Origin of the sequence: Pedobacter ghigonis (assembly GCF_903166585.1) — a bacterium.
GTDB lineage: Bacteria > Bacteroidota > Bacteroidia > Sphingobacteriales > Sphingobacteriaceae > Pedobacter > Pedobacter ghigonis.
The window spans coordinates 148,738-164,332 of record NZ_CAESCM010000015.1 but is presented as its reverse complement, the minus strand read 5'-3'; the positions used below and the strand labels follow the sequence as shown (position 1 = coordinate 164,332).

The window sequence follows — 15,595 nt, the reverse complement described above, 5'->3', positions numbered from 1 at the left end:
CTGACCTCCATTCCATAGAAAATGCTATCAATCTACATTGGAGCAATGGTCCAGTCGAAGGCAATGTTAACAAACTGAAAACTATTAAACGTCAAATGTATGGAAGGGCAAGCTTCGATTTACTCAGAAAAAGACTGGTATTAGCACCGGATTGACCACCAAAATTGGGGAAGAACCACTATTGCCGAAATCCCCAAACGAGCCTTTGAGTACATGATGGCCAATAAGGAATTGTTTAATATTCGCAAGCGTACAAAGCAGGGCGTCAGAAATGCAAAGGAAAGTGGCCGTTATCTCGGAAGGGCACCTTACGGTTATAGGAATATTATTGATGGAACCAGAAAAAACCTAATAGAGATCCATCAAGGCGAAGCTTTAATAGTTGAGCGAATATTCAGGGAATTTATCATCGGTATTCCACAATATATCATTTATAAAAATGTCAAAGCATTAGGCTTTACAAGAACCAGCAAGTCTGCTATCCAGGAGATCCTTATGAATTGTGTCTACGCAGGACTAATCAGGGTCCCACCCTTTCAGGAACTGCCAGAAAAATTTGTGAAGTCAATCCATTTGCCGATAATCTCAGATGCGGAGTATTGGCTGGTGCAGAATATGTTGAATAAAAGCAAGAGAAAAACACGTGTTCAACCAGCGGAGGATTTTCCATTGAGGGGCATTCTTAAATGTTGGTGTGGAAAGGGAATGACAGCTGGATATACTAAAGGCCGTAAAAGCTATTACTTGTATTATCGTTGTACAGAGCATACAAATTATAATTTAGCAGGCAACAAGTTGCATGACGCTATCGAAGCGGTATTAAAAGGCTTAAGCTTCTCTACCCATCAAGTCCAATTTGTGAGGGAAACAGCAAAGGCCTTATTGATAGAGCCGCAGAAGTTAAAGAAAGAACAACATCAAAATAAAATCAGAAAGCTTCATGAGCTAAACGAAAAGATTTTCAAGCTTGAAGAACGATTGATGAATAATGAGATAGAGAGTTCGACCTATCAAACCTGGTTTCAAAAATACAAAGAAGAAAAGGCAATGCTTGAATATTCATTAAGTGGAAATCAACCATCTAAAATCCGAAACGAGGATGAGCTTATTGACCGAATTTTACCTAACCTAACTAACCTCTATGAGATTTATCAAAAAGGCAACATTACACAGAAGCATACGCTGATGAGGGGGGTGTTCAAAGATAATCTGGTATGGGGTGACGATATGTTTAGAACCGCTTTTATTGACCCAACGTTCAACGATAACATACTGAAAGTCAAGCAAAAAGGGTTGCTTTTTAACGAGCAACCCTTTAAGGTTTTGGGCCTGAGCCCGGTTAGTACCCAGCGCCGGAGTCGAACCGGCACGGTTTCCCACAGGTGTTTGAGACCAGCGCGTCTACCAATTCCGCCAGCTGGGCATTCGTCTTAGACGGGGTTGCAAATGTAGATAATGTAACTTACAATGCAAAAAATATTTTAAAATAACCTGCAACTGGCTTACAGTATGCGGCTTGCATTTTCAGGCCGTTCATCTTTCAGCTTCTTATCTACAATAAAGGGGGCAAAAGGTAATAGAGAAGCTACAAAAATAAGGACTGCTTTACCAAATTTCCACTTTTGTTCCTGCCAGGCCAAAACAAGTGTTGCTGCATAAAGCACAAATAACAAACCATGTGCCCATCCGGTATACTTTACATATAATGGCATATTTGCGAAATATTTCAATGGCATCGCCACGAACAATAAAAGCAGGTACGAAATCCCCTCGGCAACGGCTACCTTACGAAAAATAGAAACTGAACTATTCATATATCTGATTGTTTGCTCCGAAAGTAAAACAAAGCGTTTGTCTATCAAAAACTAAAAAATGATTTTACAATCTGGTGTTTTAATGGGGAAAGCGCAAAAGACTAAAGCTGAAAAGCCAAAGATTAAAGGAGAAAGTGCAAAGACTAAAGCTGAAAGGCCACAGATTAAAGAGGAAAGCTCAAAGACTAAAGCTGAAAGGCCGATACCAAATGCTTATTGAGCTACTTCTCTCCCCATCATCCATTTTCCATCATACATCTTCCATCCTACATTTCCCATCCTACATCTTCCATTTTCCATTTATTTCACCAGTTTTTCCCTGATCCTATCAATGTACTTCTGGCGGTAAAAATTATCCTTTAGCGCAGCAAATAAAACCTCCGATGCAGCTGCAGGATTTTCATCGAACTGGCCCATCAGGTTTTCTAACTCCCCTTTCAGTTCCTTTTCAACAGAAGCAATATTGTTACGTACCTCATCCAGCTTTTCGGCATCCGGTTCAAATTGTAAATCCATCAAAGCCTCGTTAATATCCATCATTTCCATTAAAAATGACTGAGGCAACTGATAGCCTTCATCCGTTTCAACAATACCTTTCAGTTCTAAAACATATCTCAACCGTTTTTTTGCATTGCTTAAAGTTTGGTAAGCTTTATTATTAAGTGTAGACAGGGTTAAAACTTCTTCCTGCTTTTCTTCGCTCTCATTGGCATAAAAATCGGGGTGATACTGCTTGCTGAAGGCATAAAATTTTGCTTTCACTTCTTGCTGATCGGGATTAAACTGTATAGGGAGCCCATAAAATTCAAAATAATCGGGCTGTTGCTGTTGTTTGCTCATACTGGTATTAAATTAAAAAGCCACAGATATGCTTTCCAAAGGAGCTGCACATCTGTGGCAATATTATAAATTTGGTTTTACTTACCGAATGATTTTAGAATATCATTACCAAAAGCAAACACCATTAAACAAATCAGGATCACGAAACCCACAATTTGGGCCCGCTCAAGCACTTTTTCACTAACAGGCTTACGTTGTACCATTTCAATCAATAAGAACACTACATGGCCCCCATCTAAGCCCGGAATAGGCAATAAATTCATAAAAGCCAGTGCCATTGAAATCAATCCGGTTAAAGTCCAGAATTTAACCCAGTCAAACGTACTACCGTAAACTTTAGCAATACCAATAGGGCTGCTGATGTTACGTGCGCTTAGCTTACCGGTAATCATTTTGCCAATCCCCTTTGCATTATCTACAAAAGTACTCCAGGCCATATTGGCCCCTACCGGCAATGACTCAATAAAGCCAAAATCGACATGTGCCGTTTCAGGCATTTTAAAGTTAGGCCCAACACCAATGGTACCATCTTTGCCAACCTTTAAATTAAATTCAATTGCTTTTCCTTTACGCAAAGCCTGAATTGAAATCTGTTTATTTTTATTACCCGAAACTTCTTCCTTAAACTGATCGAAGAAAGTAATAGCCTTACCGTTAACCGATAAAATACTATCACCAGGTTTTATCCCTGCTGCATAGGCCGGATAAACCGGTTTTTCGAATTTTCTTTTGAAAAGTTTATCAAAAAAAGAAGGTTGATCTGCTTTTTCATCAGGTGCCAAAACAGTAGCCACACTAGCCATACGGTAACGTGGTGTAATAAAATTCTCTTTATCGTTTTTAGAAAGTTTGTTCAAAATCGTATCCGGAACAGATACATATAAAGTTTGGTTACCTCTTAACACGGTTAACTGTGCACCATCAAACAAGACTTTGCTCGAAATGGCATCTTCGAAACGGATTAACTTATTTCCGTTGATGGCCAAAATGCGGTCGCCATTTTTCAGGCCTATTTCTTTACCCAGTGTACCAACCGAGATACCATCATTCAACTTACCATTAACCGTATAACTTTGACCATATTTAAAGGTAAGCATCCAGAAAATGATTATCCCAACAATTACATTCACAATAATACCACCCAGCATTACAATTAAACGTTGCCAGGCCGGTTTAGAACGAAATTCCCAGGGTTGTGCCGGCTGGGCCATTTGCTCGGTATCCATGCTTTCATCAATCATGCCGGCAATTTTCACATAACCGCCCAAAGGCAACCACCCCACTCCATATTCAACATCTCCTTTTTTGAAGCTGAAAAGCTTAAAACCCCAGGCATCAAAAAACAAATAAAATTTCTCTACCTTAATACCAAATGCCCTGGCTGCCAGAAAATGTCCTAATTCGTGTAAAATAACCAATAAAGACAATCCGAGCAGCAACTGCCCCGCCATAATCAATCCGTTCATATTTTCTTTTAAAATTTTTAGGTTAGATGTTAAACTATACTTTTTGTTACTAATTCGCCGGCTAAGATACGGCTATGTTTATCAGTTTCTAAATAATCACTCAATTGCGGTTTTTCAATGAAACCAATCTCCTCCATGCATTGCTCAATTACATCACTCATCTCCAAAAAACCAATTTTATCTTCCAGAAATGCTGCTACCACAATTTCATTGGCTGCATTTAAAATACATGGCATGTTACCGCCCTTTCTTAACGATTGATAGGCCAAACCTAAATTCCTGAAGGTTTCTATATCTGCCTGCTGAAAGCTAAAGTTTGGATAATCCAGAAAATTAAAACGTTTAAAATTGTTTTTTAGCCTGTCGGGATAATTTATGGCGTACTGAATAGGCAATTTCATATCGGGCAGTCCCATTTGGGCCTTCATCGACCCATCGGTAAACTGCACCAGCGAGTGGATAATAGACTGCGGGTGTACAATTACGTCAACCTGATAGGCCTCCAGGTTAAATAACCATTTGGCTTCGATTACTTCAAGTCCTTTGTTCATTAACGAAGCAGAATCGATCGTAATTTTAGCCCCCATAACCCAGTTGGGATGTTTAAGTGCCTGTTCTTTTTTTACTGTCGACAAAAAATCTCTTGTTTTGCCTAAAAACGGTCCGCCAGATGCAGTGAGGTAAATTTTCTCAATTTCATTGTGCTCCTCGCCCACTAAACACTGAAATATAGCAGAGTGTTCAGAATCTACTGGTAAAATTTTAACCTGATGCGCTGTAGCCAGCTGGGTAATTAACTCACCGGCAACCACTAAGGTTTCTTTATTGGCGAGTGCTATGTTTTTCCCTGCTTTAATGGCAGCAATGGTAGGTTTTAAGCCTACAGATCCCATTAACGCGGTAAGTACAATATCGCTATCGCCATAAGCAGCAACTTCGGCCAAAGCTGCTTCGCCTGCCAAAACTTTTATTTGTGTGGCAGATAAGGCATTTTTAACTTCATTGTACTTGCTTTCATCGCAAATTACCACAACAGCAGGCTTAAATTCAAGCGCTTGCTGAATAAGTAATGTAGCGTTCTTCAGTGCCGATAACACGGTAACTTTAAAGGCTGCAGGATGATCTCTTACAACTTCTAATGCTTGCGTACCTATGCTTCCTGTAGAACCTAGTATGGTTATTCTTTTCAAATCTTTTAATCTCGTAGCGCTTAAATCAATTAAGCTTTTATCAATTTTTATAGCTGTTCTTCCAAACAACATCCGGAAGAACGATCGTCATCTCGACTGAAGCGCAGCGAACGGAGAGATCTATATAGATTTCTCGACTACGCTCGAAATGACGGATTACCTGTTAAACTATATATTTCTCCAACCCCTCAGCCAGTTTCCTGTCGTTACTCAATCTTGGCACTTTATTTTGTCCACCCAGTTTCCCTTCGCTTTTCATATAACTTACAAAAGCATCTTTCTGCAAAGGTCGGATAATTAAAGGTTGCAAAATATTGCCTTCAATCAGGTCAAAGTAATAAATATTTTTCTTTTGCAAAGCCTCGTCTACCTTTTTACTAAAGGCAGCCATATCTTTTGGTGCTGTCGAAAACTCTACAAACCACTCATGGTAAGGCAGTTCGCCTGCTTTTGGGTTAACCTGTGGTGCAACGGTAAATTCGGTTATTTCAACTTTTTCTTCGTTGGCAACGCTTAGCAGGGCGTGCTCTACTTCTTCGCCAATAACATGCTCGCCAAAAGCTGAAATAAAATGCTTAATACGACCGGTAACCACAATTTTATAAGGATTTTTAGATACAAACTTAATAGTATCGCCAATGCTATAACCCCATAAACCGGCGTTGGTATTTAAAATCAGCGCGTAATTGGTATTCAGTTCAATCTCTGCGAGCGATAAGCGTGTAGGCTGATCGTTATGGTATTCATCGGCTGGGATAAACTCGTAAAAAATACCAGCATCAGCCAATAACAACAAGCCTTTCTCTTTTTGCGAATCCTGATAGGCTATAAATCCCTCTGAAGCCGGGTAAGTTTCAATGGCATCTATTTTCTTGCCGATGCTCTGCTCAATTTTAGCCCTGTAAGGTTCGAAATTTACGCCACCATAAATAAAAAGGCTAAAATTTTTGAAAATTTCTGCAATTTTCTTGCCGCCAGTTTTTTCCGAAAGTTTATCGAAATACATCTGTACCCACGGCGGAATACCCGAAATCAAGGTCATGTCTTCGTTGATGGTTTCCTCCACAATGGCATCAACCTTTTGTTCCCAATCCTCAATAATATTGGTTTGGTAGGATGGCAAACGGTTTTTTTGCAAATAAGCAGGCACATGATGCGCCACAATACCCGATAATCGGCCCACATTAATGCCATGTTTTACACTCAACACCGGACTCCCCTGTAGAAAGATCATTTTACCGTTTACAAAACCAGTTTTCCCGGTTTCGTTAATATAAGTTAAGATGGCATTACGGGCAGCTTTAATGTGCTCGGGCATCGACTCTTTTGAAAGTGGAATATACTTTACCCCCGAAGTGGTACCCGATGTTTTAGCGAAATAAAGTGGTTTACCTTTCCAAAGCACATCGGCTTCTCCGGCCACAACGCGGTCAACATAAGGTTTTAGTCCTTCATAATCCTGAACAGGAACATGCTTTTTAAAATCGGCGTAGCTTTTAATCTCAGCAAAGTGATGGTCTTTACCAAATGCAGTATGTTTAGCCTCCTCAACAAGCTTTTTAAGGATGTTATTTTGGGCACTTACGGCATTATACTTCCATTTGTTAATTTGCCAAACTGCAAACGCTGCAAAGGGTTTACTTAATGCTGCTTTTAATCCCATTTTTAATGATTGAGTTACGGAATGATTAAATGATTGAGTTGCGAATATTATCTAAACGATATTATGCAAAATATCCGGGTGCTCATCGCCTTTATATTCGCTCGAAATTTTGCGGTAGGCAACAGTTAAGGCCACACTCGATAGTGGAACAATAATAAACGAACTTAATATATTTACAATAAATGCCACTAAAGGCCATTGCAGATAATTTAACAACAGATAAATTAAGTAGCCCCCACCCAAAACCACAAGTAGCAACAAAATTTTAGTAAAATTCCCTTTGGTAGTTGCCAGACTCAGTTTAATAGAATCGAACGGAGTTGCTCCTTTATCGATGATGAAAAACGGGAAGAAAGAAATCCTTAACCAGGTAATAAAAATGGCAATAATCCCTACCGAAATAGCCACATTTTTAACAATGGTTACATTAATTCCGGTATAAATAAAAGGAAAGGCCACCAGGATTACCACCAGGTAAACACCAAAAATACAGCCTACAAAATAAAGGGTAGCCACCAAAAATCGAATAATCTGCTGGCGGGTTGGTAATGTATCTACAATTTTAACATCACTTTCTTCATCATCCATTAAATGGAAAATATATTTGAACAGCGAAAGGTTAATGGTAAAGTACAGCAGCACAAAAATGATAACCATGATGATACTCAGCGCTTTACTTACATCCTTTATAAAAAAGGCCATTAAGCTCGATGCACTGGCAGTAATGAACATCAAAAAGCACAGCGTTGCAATCGAGAAATAATGTTTCTTGGTTATGCTCCAGGCTTTTTGGATCACATCATTAACGGCGAATGTGCTTTCTTTTAAATAGTTTATCATTGTTGTTTAAGTACCACACGTTTAAATAAATCCTGTATAAATCCTAAACCATAAGCAGTTAATTGGATAAAGGATGATATAATGCTCAAAAATGCAACTTTTAAAGATTTATTTACAGACCATGAATGAAAAAATATCAACATAAAGTAAATCAATAACAAGAAGTTACAAACATATGCCAATGGAGGATATATAAAGTTACACAAAATAGTGAAACCAAAACCCAGTGTAAATATCGCCGGAAAAAAGTGTACCAGTTTTAATTCATTAGGAAAATGTTTGTAGATATTGATCCTCGCCCTACCAAAAAAATGCAGTTGTTTATAAAACTGGCTAAAGCTGGTGCGGCGTTTATGGTAAACCTTTGCATCGGGAATCAACCCGATTTTAAAGCCGTTTTCGTGAATACGGATGCTGTATTCAATATCTTCGCCCAAACGGGTTAAAATAAATCCACCAACCTTTTCCCAGGCCTGGCGCGAAACCCCCATATTAAAACTACGTGGATGAAACTGCCCTACATGCTTTTTGTTACCGCGAATACCACCGGTAGTAAAAGGCGAGGTCATGGCATAGCTAATGGCCTTTTGCACTGGCGTAAAACTATCATGCGCTGCGTCTGGACCGCCATAAGCATCTAAATGGTGCTCGTATAGGTAGTTTTTAACAATTTCGAGGTAATTGGCCGGAACCAGGATATCGGAATCAAAAATAACAAAGTAATCGCCTTTAGCCCTTTCGAAACCAAAATTACGTGCAAAGCCCTGCCCGGCATTTTCTTTGAAATAATATTTGATATCGAGCTTATCTGCATAAGAATCGACAATGGCTTTCGCATCGTTTTTCGAACCATCTTCAATTACCAAAACCTCAAACTGTAAATAAGTTTGTTTGGTTAGGGTATTCAACAGTTCGTCTATCTCTTGCGGACGATTGTAAAGCGGGATAATGATGGAGAAAAACATTTTCTGGAGGTTGAAGGTGAAAGGTTTAAAGGTTGAGGGTGTTAGGCGGACAAACCTTCCGCCTTCACGCTTTCTACCTTAATTCCTTTTCTATCAAGTATTGGTTTCTTTCTGGTGCGTTACGCGATAAAAGTTCGGCAATGAAGCCTGCCAAAAACATTTGCGAACCTACAACAATGGCCACCAGCGATAAATAAAACAAAGGTTGGTCGGTTACATCACGGTAAGCCAATCCCTGCCAGATTAAATATTTCTTTTCGAACAGGATATACAAGGCCATGATAATACCGATAAAAAAGCTTAAAACACCCAGCGAACCGAAAAAGTGCATCGGGCGCTTGCCAAATTTACCCACAAAAAATATGGACAGTAAATCTAAAAAGCCGTTTATAAATCTGCTAAAACCGAATTTCGTAGTGCCATATTTACGTGCGCGATGTTCAACAACCTGCTCAGAAATTTTATTAAAACCTGCCCATTTTGCAATAACCGGAATGTAACGGTGCATTTCGCCGTATACTTCGATGGTTTTAATTACATCGTTGCGGTAGGCCTTTAAGCCACAGTTAAAATCGTTTAGCTCGATACCACTCATTTTACGGGTAGCGGCATTGAAAAGTTTTGTTGGGATAGTTTTCGTAATCGGATCGTAACGTTTCTTTTTCCAGCCGGAAATGAGATCGAGTTTTTCTTCTTTAATGCGGCGGTACAATTCCGGAATTTCGTCGGGGCTGTCCTGCAAATCTGCATCCATGGTAATTACCACATCGCCCTGGGTAGCTTCGAAGCCTACATTTAAGGCTGCCGATTTACCATAGTTACGCCTGAATTTAATACCCTTTATGGCCTGGTTTTGCAATCTTAAATCTTCAATTACAGCCCAGGATTTATCTGTACTACCATCATCAACGAGTATAATTTCATAACTGAAATTATTTTCGATCATCACTTTATCAATCCATGCCGTTAATTCGGGCAGCGATTCGTCTTCATTAAATAAGGGTACTACAACTGATATATCCATTTTTGAGTATTATCGTCATTGCGAGGAGGAACGACGAAGCAATCTATCATAAAAGATTGCCACACCCCTACGCACTTTCCATGCTTCGTTCGCAATGACGCGTTATTAAAAACGTGCAAATTTCATCAAATTAAATGATAAAACCTGCACGTTCAAAATTTTTGATCTTTATTATAATTTTATGTCCTTAGCTTTAACTTTTACAATCTTTCCCTGGTCGGAAAAAACTAAAACACCATCGTTTTTTGCTTTGTAGGCAACCAGCTTTTTGAAAGTGAGTGCCATCCCTTCACTTATTTTTTTATGCATTAACTGAAGAGCTGTTTGTTTTTCCTCCATGCTATTTAACTTAATTTCTTCCAAATTTCTTTTTCAAATATAGTGATTTCAGATTTATTACCTTCAGCAATAAAACCTAGCTTTTCATTAGAATTATTTAACACAAACCAAAAATCTGCATAATTAATAAATTGTGGCAAATTTTGCATTCCTTTCACATATCTTCTTCTAATAACATCTTCAGGTATATTGTGACCTCCTTCGAGTATCCTGGTTTTAACCCGCTCAATCGCTAATTCTACATCGTTTAACCAAAAAAACAGTAGTGTTACCTGATAGCCTAAAGCCTTAGCTTTTCTAATTGTATTTAAGTACGATTTAGTAGTAAGCGTGGTTTCAATAGCAAAATCTACTTTTTGCAAGAGTAGTTCATCAATCCGGTTAAGCATAATTTTTCCAGCCTGAATAGCAACACTTTCAGGCTTAAAAGGGGAAATTCCACGGGCGATTTCATCTGCATTAACAAATTCTCTACAATTTAATATTTCTGGTAAAACTGTAAAAGATGCTGTTGTTTTACCAGCCCCATTACAACCAGAAATAATATATAGGTTATGCATTAAAATGATGATTAAATAAAAATGTGCAGATTTCATCAAAATAATGATAAAACCTGCACGTTCAAAATTTTATAAATGAAATTAGCCTTCGTTAGGAAACGAATTTAAGGTAACCGGCTCTTTTTTCTTTAATATAGCCGATAAAATTAATGACAATACACCATACAAGGCTAACGAAACACCAAAACTGGTAAAGATATTTTTAAAAGTTGGCTCAAGTTTTTCCTGCATATTACCTGCTTTAGCCATGGCTTCGTCAATTTGTTCGCTTGCCATTCCAAATTTCTCCATCATAGCTCTCTGTGCAGTTTCAATTGCAGCAGCAGCTTTGGCAGGAAGATCTGGATCGATAATTTTCATCAGCACTACATTATATAGTGTTGCGGTTAATGCCAGAATTAGTGAAACAATTAAAAAAGCTTTAAAAGCTTCTCCAAATGTCCAAAAACCACCAATTTCTTTGCGAATGTTAATACCTACTACTACCAATAAGACAATAAACAAAATAAATATCCCTATTTGTGCAACAAAACTGGTGTAGATTAATACAGGATCAATAAAATGCAGGGTTAACGATAATATAACCGAAACCGCCGCCAGCATTAATCCATTTTTTAAAGCTAATTTGGAAATAAGAGCACTCTTGTCCATTTTTTTAAAATTTTAGTTAGTTATTGATTGTTGTGATCAATGTATAAGATGCCACATCGAAAGCTTTGTTACTACTAAACTGAATTAATTCTTTTTCAGTTTCTTTGCTGCCTTCTACATCGAGGAAGAAAACCATAAACGGCACAAACAATTCCTGCATCTCTTCGCTGATGTTTAACTTACCCGCTGCTTTGCAGATATCCTCTACGCTGCTCTCAGCCAGCTGCTGATTGCTGATCAGTTCTTCATAAATTTCAAACTCATCCTGAAACTCATCATCTTCAACCAATAAAAATTCTTTCAGGAAATCGCCCAATTCAGGATCTAAATCTTCATCTTTACATTCTTTGATATAAAGCAATAGGTTTAACAACTCAGTTCCACGTTCTATGGTTTCCTCTTCGATGTTTGCCCACTCATCGCTCTCCAAATAATCATCTTCGAGTTTTTGAACATCGTTGCTAAAGAAATTTACCATCAATAAATCGAAAAATACTTCACGTAATTCTTCAAATTTCGGATGTGAATCAAAAACAGCATCAAAAGCAGTTACTTTATCCAGGAAATTTACATCCAGCTCAAAAGCGGCCAGTAATTCTGTTTCAAAATCTGCTACATTGGTTGCCAAAACTTCAGCATATTTATTAATTGAAGCGCTTAACGCCTTTTTTACTCTATTGTCCATAGGATTAAAATTTTTGGGATTTTAGGGTGATAAGACCATTTTTCGCAAAAGAAATGCTATTCATCCTTAAAAACCTGTGTTTATTGATTAATTTTTGAACTATTGTTTTAGAAAGTTCTACCTGTAAAGCTTCTATCTTTCTGAGTATTGGCTATTATTATAAACCAAAGTTACTTTCCCGGTAAGTTCTGTACCTAACAATGGACTATTGGCCGATTTTGAAAAGTTACTTGCTGCATTATACAACCACGTTTCGCCGGCATTAACCACTGTAAAGTTTGCTTTCGCCCCTTCTTCAATTACCGGAACAGCTAAATTTAACAATTTACGTGGATTAATGGCTAACTTCTCTGTAATAAGACCAATATCCAGGCCAGCTTTTAGCAATAAAGGCACAACTGTTTGCAGGGCAATAATGCCATAGTGTGCAATTTCGAACTCTACATTCTTAAATTCTATTTCTTCGGGGCGGTGCTGCGAAGTAATGGCATCAATCGTTCCGTCTTTTAAACCTGCAATTAGCGCTTTAACATCAGCTTTGCTGCGTAATGGCGGTTTAACTTTATAATTGCTATCAAAATCGCCCAGTAATTCTTCGGTGAAAACCAGGTGGTGTGCAGTTACATCGCAAGAAACACGAATGCCATCTTTTTTCGCCTTGCGGATCAATGCTACTGAACCTGCGGTAGAAATATTACTGATGTGGATTTTAGTTTCGTTATAACCTGCTAAAAAAAGATCGCGGGCAATGTGCATTTCTTCTGCCAAAGCAGGCAAGCCTTTCATGCCCAACAGCACGGAGTTCTTACTTTCGTTGATCTGTGATTTTCCGGCAATGGATTTATTTTCGGGATACACCATTAACAAGGCATCAAAACCTTTGGCATATTGCAGGGCACGACTCATGAAACCATCATCCTGCAAAGCTTTATCTCCATCCGAGAAAGCCACAGCACCTGCCTGTTGCATATCAAACAGCTCAGCCAGTTCTTTAGCTTCGCGGTTCTGGCTTATGGCACCTACAGGCAACACATCTACCAGGTTGTTTTTGGCTTTATTTACGATATATTCGACCTGCGATTTTGACTGTACCACCGGACTGGTTTGCGGTAACAGTGCCAATCCTGTAAAACCACCTGCCTGTGCAGCAGCGGTAAGGGTTTGGATATCTTCTTTGGTTTCAAAACCCGGATCGCCTGCAGCGCAGTTTAAGTCGAAAAAGCCAGGACTTAAAAAAGCTCCCTGCCCTTCAAAAACCGTTTCGTTTTTATCAGCCGTTAATTTACCTATGTTTTTAATTTTGCCATCTTCTACCCTGATATCGCATTGCTGGTTATTAAATTTACTCTGCGGATCGGCAATGGTTACATTTTTAACTAGGAGATTCATATTGTTTTTTTTGTGTTATTAAAAAATCGGATGAGCAGGATTTCGGCTGCAATAAAAACCAGCGACAAAATTAGACAAAGTTTCCATAAAGTCTGTCCGATTTTATTAGCGCCTGCAATTAATTTAACCGCATCTTTATCGGTATCGAATACTTTTACATTGTTCTTTCCTGTAAGTTCACTAAGCATAGCTTTATCCAGGTAATGCATATCAGATTCTGACCGGCCATTATTGAAACTATAAACAGCCAATATCGAATCAGCCAGTTTAAGGTTATAAAAACCTGCACGTTTAATCTGATCGGCAACATAAATCCAGGTTTTGCCATCGGCCTGCCTCACTTCGGGTGTTGCTTCAAAATGATCTGCTGTAATGCTCAGGCTCTGGTTTTTGCCTAAAGTTATTTTTTTGCTGGCCAATGTATTATCGTTGCCTAAATTGTAATATAAAGGTACTTCATTGCCACCACTTAAAGCCAGGCGGTACATCAATGGCACAAAAACCGGATGACGAGCCAGGTTCCCGTCGCTTGCATTTAAGCCACCAGCCGATAAATACACTGAACCATTACCCATGCCATATTTAGCAAAAAACATTTTGCCGCCCGGAAGCAATAAAATATTTTCTTTATTGGCCGAAGCCGTTTCAGCAAAAGAAAAATAGCGGTTCACTGTTGGAAGGTCGAGATTTTTCGGTATTTCTTCGAAAACTGTTTTAAATACAGGATGTTGCAATTCGATTTTATCGATTTTCGTTTCGCCAGTATTTAAAGTCTGAATAGCCGGCAGCGATAAAGCATTTAGGAAAGTATTGTAAGTATTAATATCGACATCCAGATCGGGAAAGAGTACGATGGTTCCGCCAGCGTTTAAATAATTTTTCAGCTGTTGAGCCAAACCACTCGATGGATTTTTTAAACCATTTAAAACAATAAGTCCGTAATTGGTAAAACCGCTATAATTCACATTGTTTTCCGAATTTTCGGTCAGTTTGTAATAGCTATCGGCTGCAAAAAGTGCTTTGATGTAATTTCCGGCAGCAGGTCCGTTAATGCTCAATACCGGAAAGCTTTCTTCTACTTTAAAGCTAAACGAAAGGGTATCATCGAATGTAACTGGAAAATCTTTAATACTGATTACGCCTTTTTGCCAGCCTGCTTTTAAACCCGAAAAGTTTAAAGTATCGCGTGTAATTTTTTCGGCCGGAATAGTTAATGAACCAAGTCCTTTCTGCTGATTATTGATGCTTAACTTTAAAGGAATATTTTTTGCTTCTTCTGCCGAATAATTTTTTAGCTGCACCACCAAACGCTCGTTAGCTCCGGGCTGATGGTTGGGAGAAAGTACCCAAACGCTATCAACCGCTACATTGGGCAGCGGAGTGGCATTTAATTTTAAAAACGAATATTGAATATCTGGCTTAGTTTCGGCTTTTTTATCAACCGAAATATTTTGCTGAAAATCGGAAATCAGAAAGCTGTACTTATTTTCAGGACCGGTTAATATATTGCCCTGCCGGTTTAGAATTTGCTGCAGGTTGCGGTTAACCGCCGAAATTTTCACTTCATCCAGTGCTTTTAAAAATTCTTCGGCATTGAGTAAACGCTGATGCTTACCTTCAAAATCGTTAGTAAGCAACTGAAAACGATCGTTTATACCAAAACCTTTAACCAGTTCTTTCGCCCTCCGTTTGGCTTCATCCAACAGGTTACCATCTTTGTTAATGGCTTCCATGCTGTAAGAATTATCGATATAAATACTGGCAATATTGCCAACTGCTGTGGTTTTGGCTTTATCAGCTGGAATGTAGGGCTGTGCAAAAGCAAGTACTAAAAAAATTAGAGCTAAAATCCGCGAGAAAAGGATTAACAGGTTTTTAAGTTTCTCTTTTGAAGAATGTTGCTGCTCAACCTCTTTTAAAAGCTGAACATTAGAGAAATAAACTTTTTTAAACTTACGGAAATTGAATAAATGAATGATAACCGGAATAGCAACCGATATTAGTGCGAAAAGAAAGCCTGGATACAGGAAATTCATTAAAAACCAAAGATAGAAAAAATATGGAAAGTGGCGAATCAGGATTGTAATAAACTTAAAGGATTAGCTCCGTCGTCTACTATTATGCAATCAGGACCTGACCAATCGCTTCACCCGGCAATTTTTGCCGGAT

At 38.5% G+C, this 15,595-nt stretch carries 16 protein-coding genes, 1 tRNA gene and 1 pseudogene; 3 read left to right on the top strand and 15 right to left on the bottom strand.

Translation table 11 applies throughout. From position 1 onward, the window contains the following. Both HWV58_RS19990 and HWV58_RS24630 read left to right on the top strand, forming a co-directional pair. On the top strand, positions 1 to 155 hold a 155-nt coding region (locus tag HWV58_RS19990), incomplete at its 5' end, for a transposase (protein WP_175634835.1). 58 nt (positions 156 to 213) lie between these two features. Beyond that, positions 214 to 615, top strand: a pseudogene (locus tag HWV58_RS24630) (recombinase family protein); the annotation flags it as partial. Between the two features lie 728 nt (positions 616 to 1,343). Here HWV58_RS24630 and HWV58_RS19980 read toward each other — a convergent pair. Both HWV58_RS19980 and HWV58_RS19975 read right to left on the bottom strand, forming a co-directional pair. After that, a tRNA-Leu gene (locus tag HWV58_RS19980) sits at positions 1,344 to 1,423 on the bottom strand. Positions 1,424 to 1,502: 79 nt separating this feature from the next. Next, positions 1,503 to 1,814 carry a DUF3817 domain-containing protein gene (locus tag HWV58_RS19975; protein ID WP_175635780.1) on the bottom strand — a complete coding sequence of 104 codons (312 nt, stop codon included), beginning with the start codon at positions 1,812 to 1,814 and terminating at the stop codon, positions 1,503 to 1,505. Between the two features lie 58 nt (positions 1,815 to 1,872). Here HWV58_RS19975 and HWV58_RS19970 point away from each other — a divergent pair, with 58 nt between their 5' ends. Continuing rightward, entirely contained in the window at positions 1,873 to 2,034 is a 162-nt protein-coding gene (locus tag HWV58_RS19970) for a hypothetical protein (protein WP_175635779.1), read from the top strand. Between the two features lie 80 nt (positions 2,035 to 2,114). On the opposite strand, the gene hscB is transcribed toward HWV58_RS19970, so the two are convergent. The 13 genes from hscB to HWV58_RS19905 form a co-directional block, all read right to left on the bottom strand. Continuing rightward, positions 2,115 to 2,654: a Fe-S protein assembly co-chaperone HscB gene (hscB, locus tag HWV58_RS19965; protein ID WP_175635778.1), complete on the bottom strand. Its 540-nt coding sequence runs from the start codon at positions 2,652 to 2,654 to the stop codon at positions 2,115 to 2,117. Positions 2,655 to 2,731: 77 nt separating this feature from the next. Then, positions 2,732 to 4,120, bottom strand: a complete 1,389-nt coding sequence (rseP, locus tag HWV58_RS19960; protein ID WP_175635777.1) for an RIP metalloprotease RseP — start codon at positions 4,118 to 4,120, stop codon at positions 2,732 to 2,734. Positions 4,121 to 4,149: 29 nt separating this feature from the next. After that, entirely contained in the window at positions 4,150 to 5,310 is a 1,161-nt protein-coding gene (locus tag HWV58_RS19955) for a 1-deoxy-D-xylulose-5-phosphate reductoisomerase (protein WP_235972776.1), read from the bottom strand. 163 nt (positions 5,311 to 5,473) lie between these two features. Next, the gene (locus HWV58_RS19950; protein WP_175635775.1) at positions 5,474 to 6,973 is read right to left on the bottom strand and encodes a GH3 auxin-responsive promoter family protein; all 1,500 of its coding nucleotides are present in this window, start codon (positions 6,971 to 6,973) and stop codon (positions 5,474 to 5,476) included. Between the two features lie 51 nt (positions 6,974 to 7,024). Continuing rightward, positions 7,025 to 7,813: a hypothetical protein gene (locus HWV58_RS19945; protein WP_124562309.1), complete on the bottom strand. Its 789-nt coding sequence runs from the start codon at positions 7,811 to 7,813 to the stop codon at positions 7,025 to 7,027. Further along, positions 7,810 to 8,778, bottom strand: coding sequence for a glycosyltransferase (locus HWV58_RS19940; RefSeq protein ID WP_175635774.1), 969 nt, complete (start codon positions 8,776 to 8,778; stop codon positions 7,810 to 7,812). Before HWV58_RS19940 ends, HWV58_RS19945 begins: the two co-directional genes overlap by 4 nt. A 73-nt stretch (positions 8,779 to 8,851) precedes the next feature. Continuing rightward, complete coding sequence (locus HWV58_RS19935) at positions 8,852 to 9,802, bottom strand: glycosyltransferase family 2 protein (protein ID WP_175635773.1); 951 nt, start codon at positions 9,800 to 9,802, stop codon at positions 8,852 to 8,854. Positions 9,803 to 9,973: 171 nt separating this feature from the next. Then, entirely contained in the window at positions 9,974 to 10,141 is a 168-nt protein-coding gene (locus HWV58_RS19930) for a hypothetical protein (protein ID WP_175635772.1), read from the bottom strand. Between the two features lie 5 nt (positions 10,142 to 10,146). Beyond that, complete coding sequence (locus tag HWV58_RS19925) at positions 10,147 to 10,737, bottom strand: zeta toxin family protein (RefSeq protein ID WP_235972775.1); 591 nt, start codon at positions 10,735 to 10,737, stop codon at positions 10,147 to 10,149. A 45-nt stretch (positions 10,738 to 10,782) separates the two neighbouring features. Next, complete coding sequence (locus tag HWV58_RS19920) at positions 10,783 to 11,352, bottom strand: DUF4199 domain-containing protein (RefSeq protein ID WP_175635771.1); 570 nt, start codon at positions 11,350 to 11,352, stop codon at positions 10,783 to 10,785. A gap of 16 nt (positions 11,353 to 11,368) precedes the next feature. Further along, positions 11,369 to 12,037: a hypothetical protein gene (locus HWV58_RS19915; protein ID WP_175635770.1), complete on the bottom strand. Its 669-nt coding sequence runs from the start codon at positions 12,035 to 12,037 to the stop codon at positions 11,369 to 11,371. Between the two features lie 132 nt (positions 12,038 to 12,169). Next, complete coding sequence (locus HWV58_RS19910; protein ID WP_175635769.1) at positions 12,170 to 13,426, bottom strand: dihydroorotase; 1,257 nt, start codon at positions 13,424 to 13,426, stop codon at positions 12,170 to 12,172. Further along, complete coding sequence (locus HWV58_RS19905; RefSeq protein WP_175635768.1) at positions 13,423 to 15,462, bottom strand: BatA domain-containing protein; 2,040 nt, start codon at positions 15,460 to 15,462, stop codon at positions 13,423 to 13,425. Before HWV58_RS19905 ends, HWV58_RS19910 begins: the two co-directional genes overlap by 4 nt. Positions 15,463 to 15,595: the final 133 nt, after the last annotated feature.

What these genes read in the sequence shown, in the direction of transcription:
- HWV58_RS19935 (WP_175635773.1), bottom strand. Translation starts at nt 9,802, where the DNA reads ATGGATATATCAGTTGTAGTACCCTTATTTAATGAAGACGAATCGCTG.
- rseP (WP_175635777.1), bottom strand. Translation starts at nt 4,120, where the DNA reads ATGAACGGATTGATTATGGCGGGGCAGTTGCTGCTCGGATTGTCTTTA.
- HWV58_RS19915 (WP_175635770.1), bottom strand. Translation starts at nt 12,037, where the DNA reads ATGGACAATAGAGTAAAAAAGGCGTTAAGCGCTTCAATTAATAAATAT.
- HWV58_RS19925 (WP_235972775.1), bottom strand. Translation starts at nt 10,737, where the DNA reads ATGAAATCTGCACATTTTTATTTAATCATCATTTTAATGCATAACCTA.
- hscB (WP_175635778.1), bottom strand. Translation starts at nt 2,654, where the DNA reads ATGAGCAAACAACAGCAACAGCCCGATTATTTTGAATTTTATGGGCTC.
- HWV58_RS19970 (WP_175635779.1), top strand. Translation starts at nt 1,873, where the DNA reads ATGATTTTACAATCTGGTGTTTTAATGGGGAAAGCGCAAAAGACTAAA.
- HWV58_RS19930 (WP_175635772.1), bottom strand. Translation starts at nt 10,141, where the DNA reads ATGGAGGAAAAACAAACAGCTCTTCAGTTAATGCATAAAAAAATAAGT.
- HWV58_RS19920 (WP_175635771.1), bottom strand. Translation starts at nt 11,352, where the DNA reads ATGGACAAGAGTGCTCTTATTTCCAAATTAGCTTTAAAAAATGGATTA.
- HWV58_RS19975 (WP_175635780.1), bottom strand. Translation starts at nt 1,814, where the DNA reads ATGAATAGTTCAGTTTCTATTTTTCGTAAGGTAGCCGTTGCCGAGGGG.
- HWV58_RS19905 (WP_175635768.1), bottom strand. Translation starts at nt 15,462, where the DNA reads ATGAATTTCCTGTATCCAGGCTTTCTTTTCGCACTAATATCGGTTGCT.
- HWV58_RS19910 (WP_175635769.1), bottom strand. Translation starts at nt 13,426, where the DNA reads ATGAATCTCCTAGTTAAAAATGTAACCATTGCCGATCCGCAGAGTAAA.
- HWV58_RS19940 (WP_175635774.1), bottom strand. Translation starts at nt 8,778, where the DNA reads ATGTTTTTCTCCATCATTATCCCGCTTTACAATCGTCCGCAAGAGATA.
- HWV58_RS19950 (WP_175635775.1), bottom strand. Translation starts at nt 6,973, where the DNA reads ATGGGATTAAAAGCAGCATTAAGTAAACCCTTTGCAGCGTTTGCAGTT.
- HWV58_RS19945 (WP_124562309.1), bottom strand. Translation starts at nt 7,813, where the DNA reads ATGATAAACTATTTAAAAGAAAGCACATTCGCCGTTAATGATGTGATC.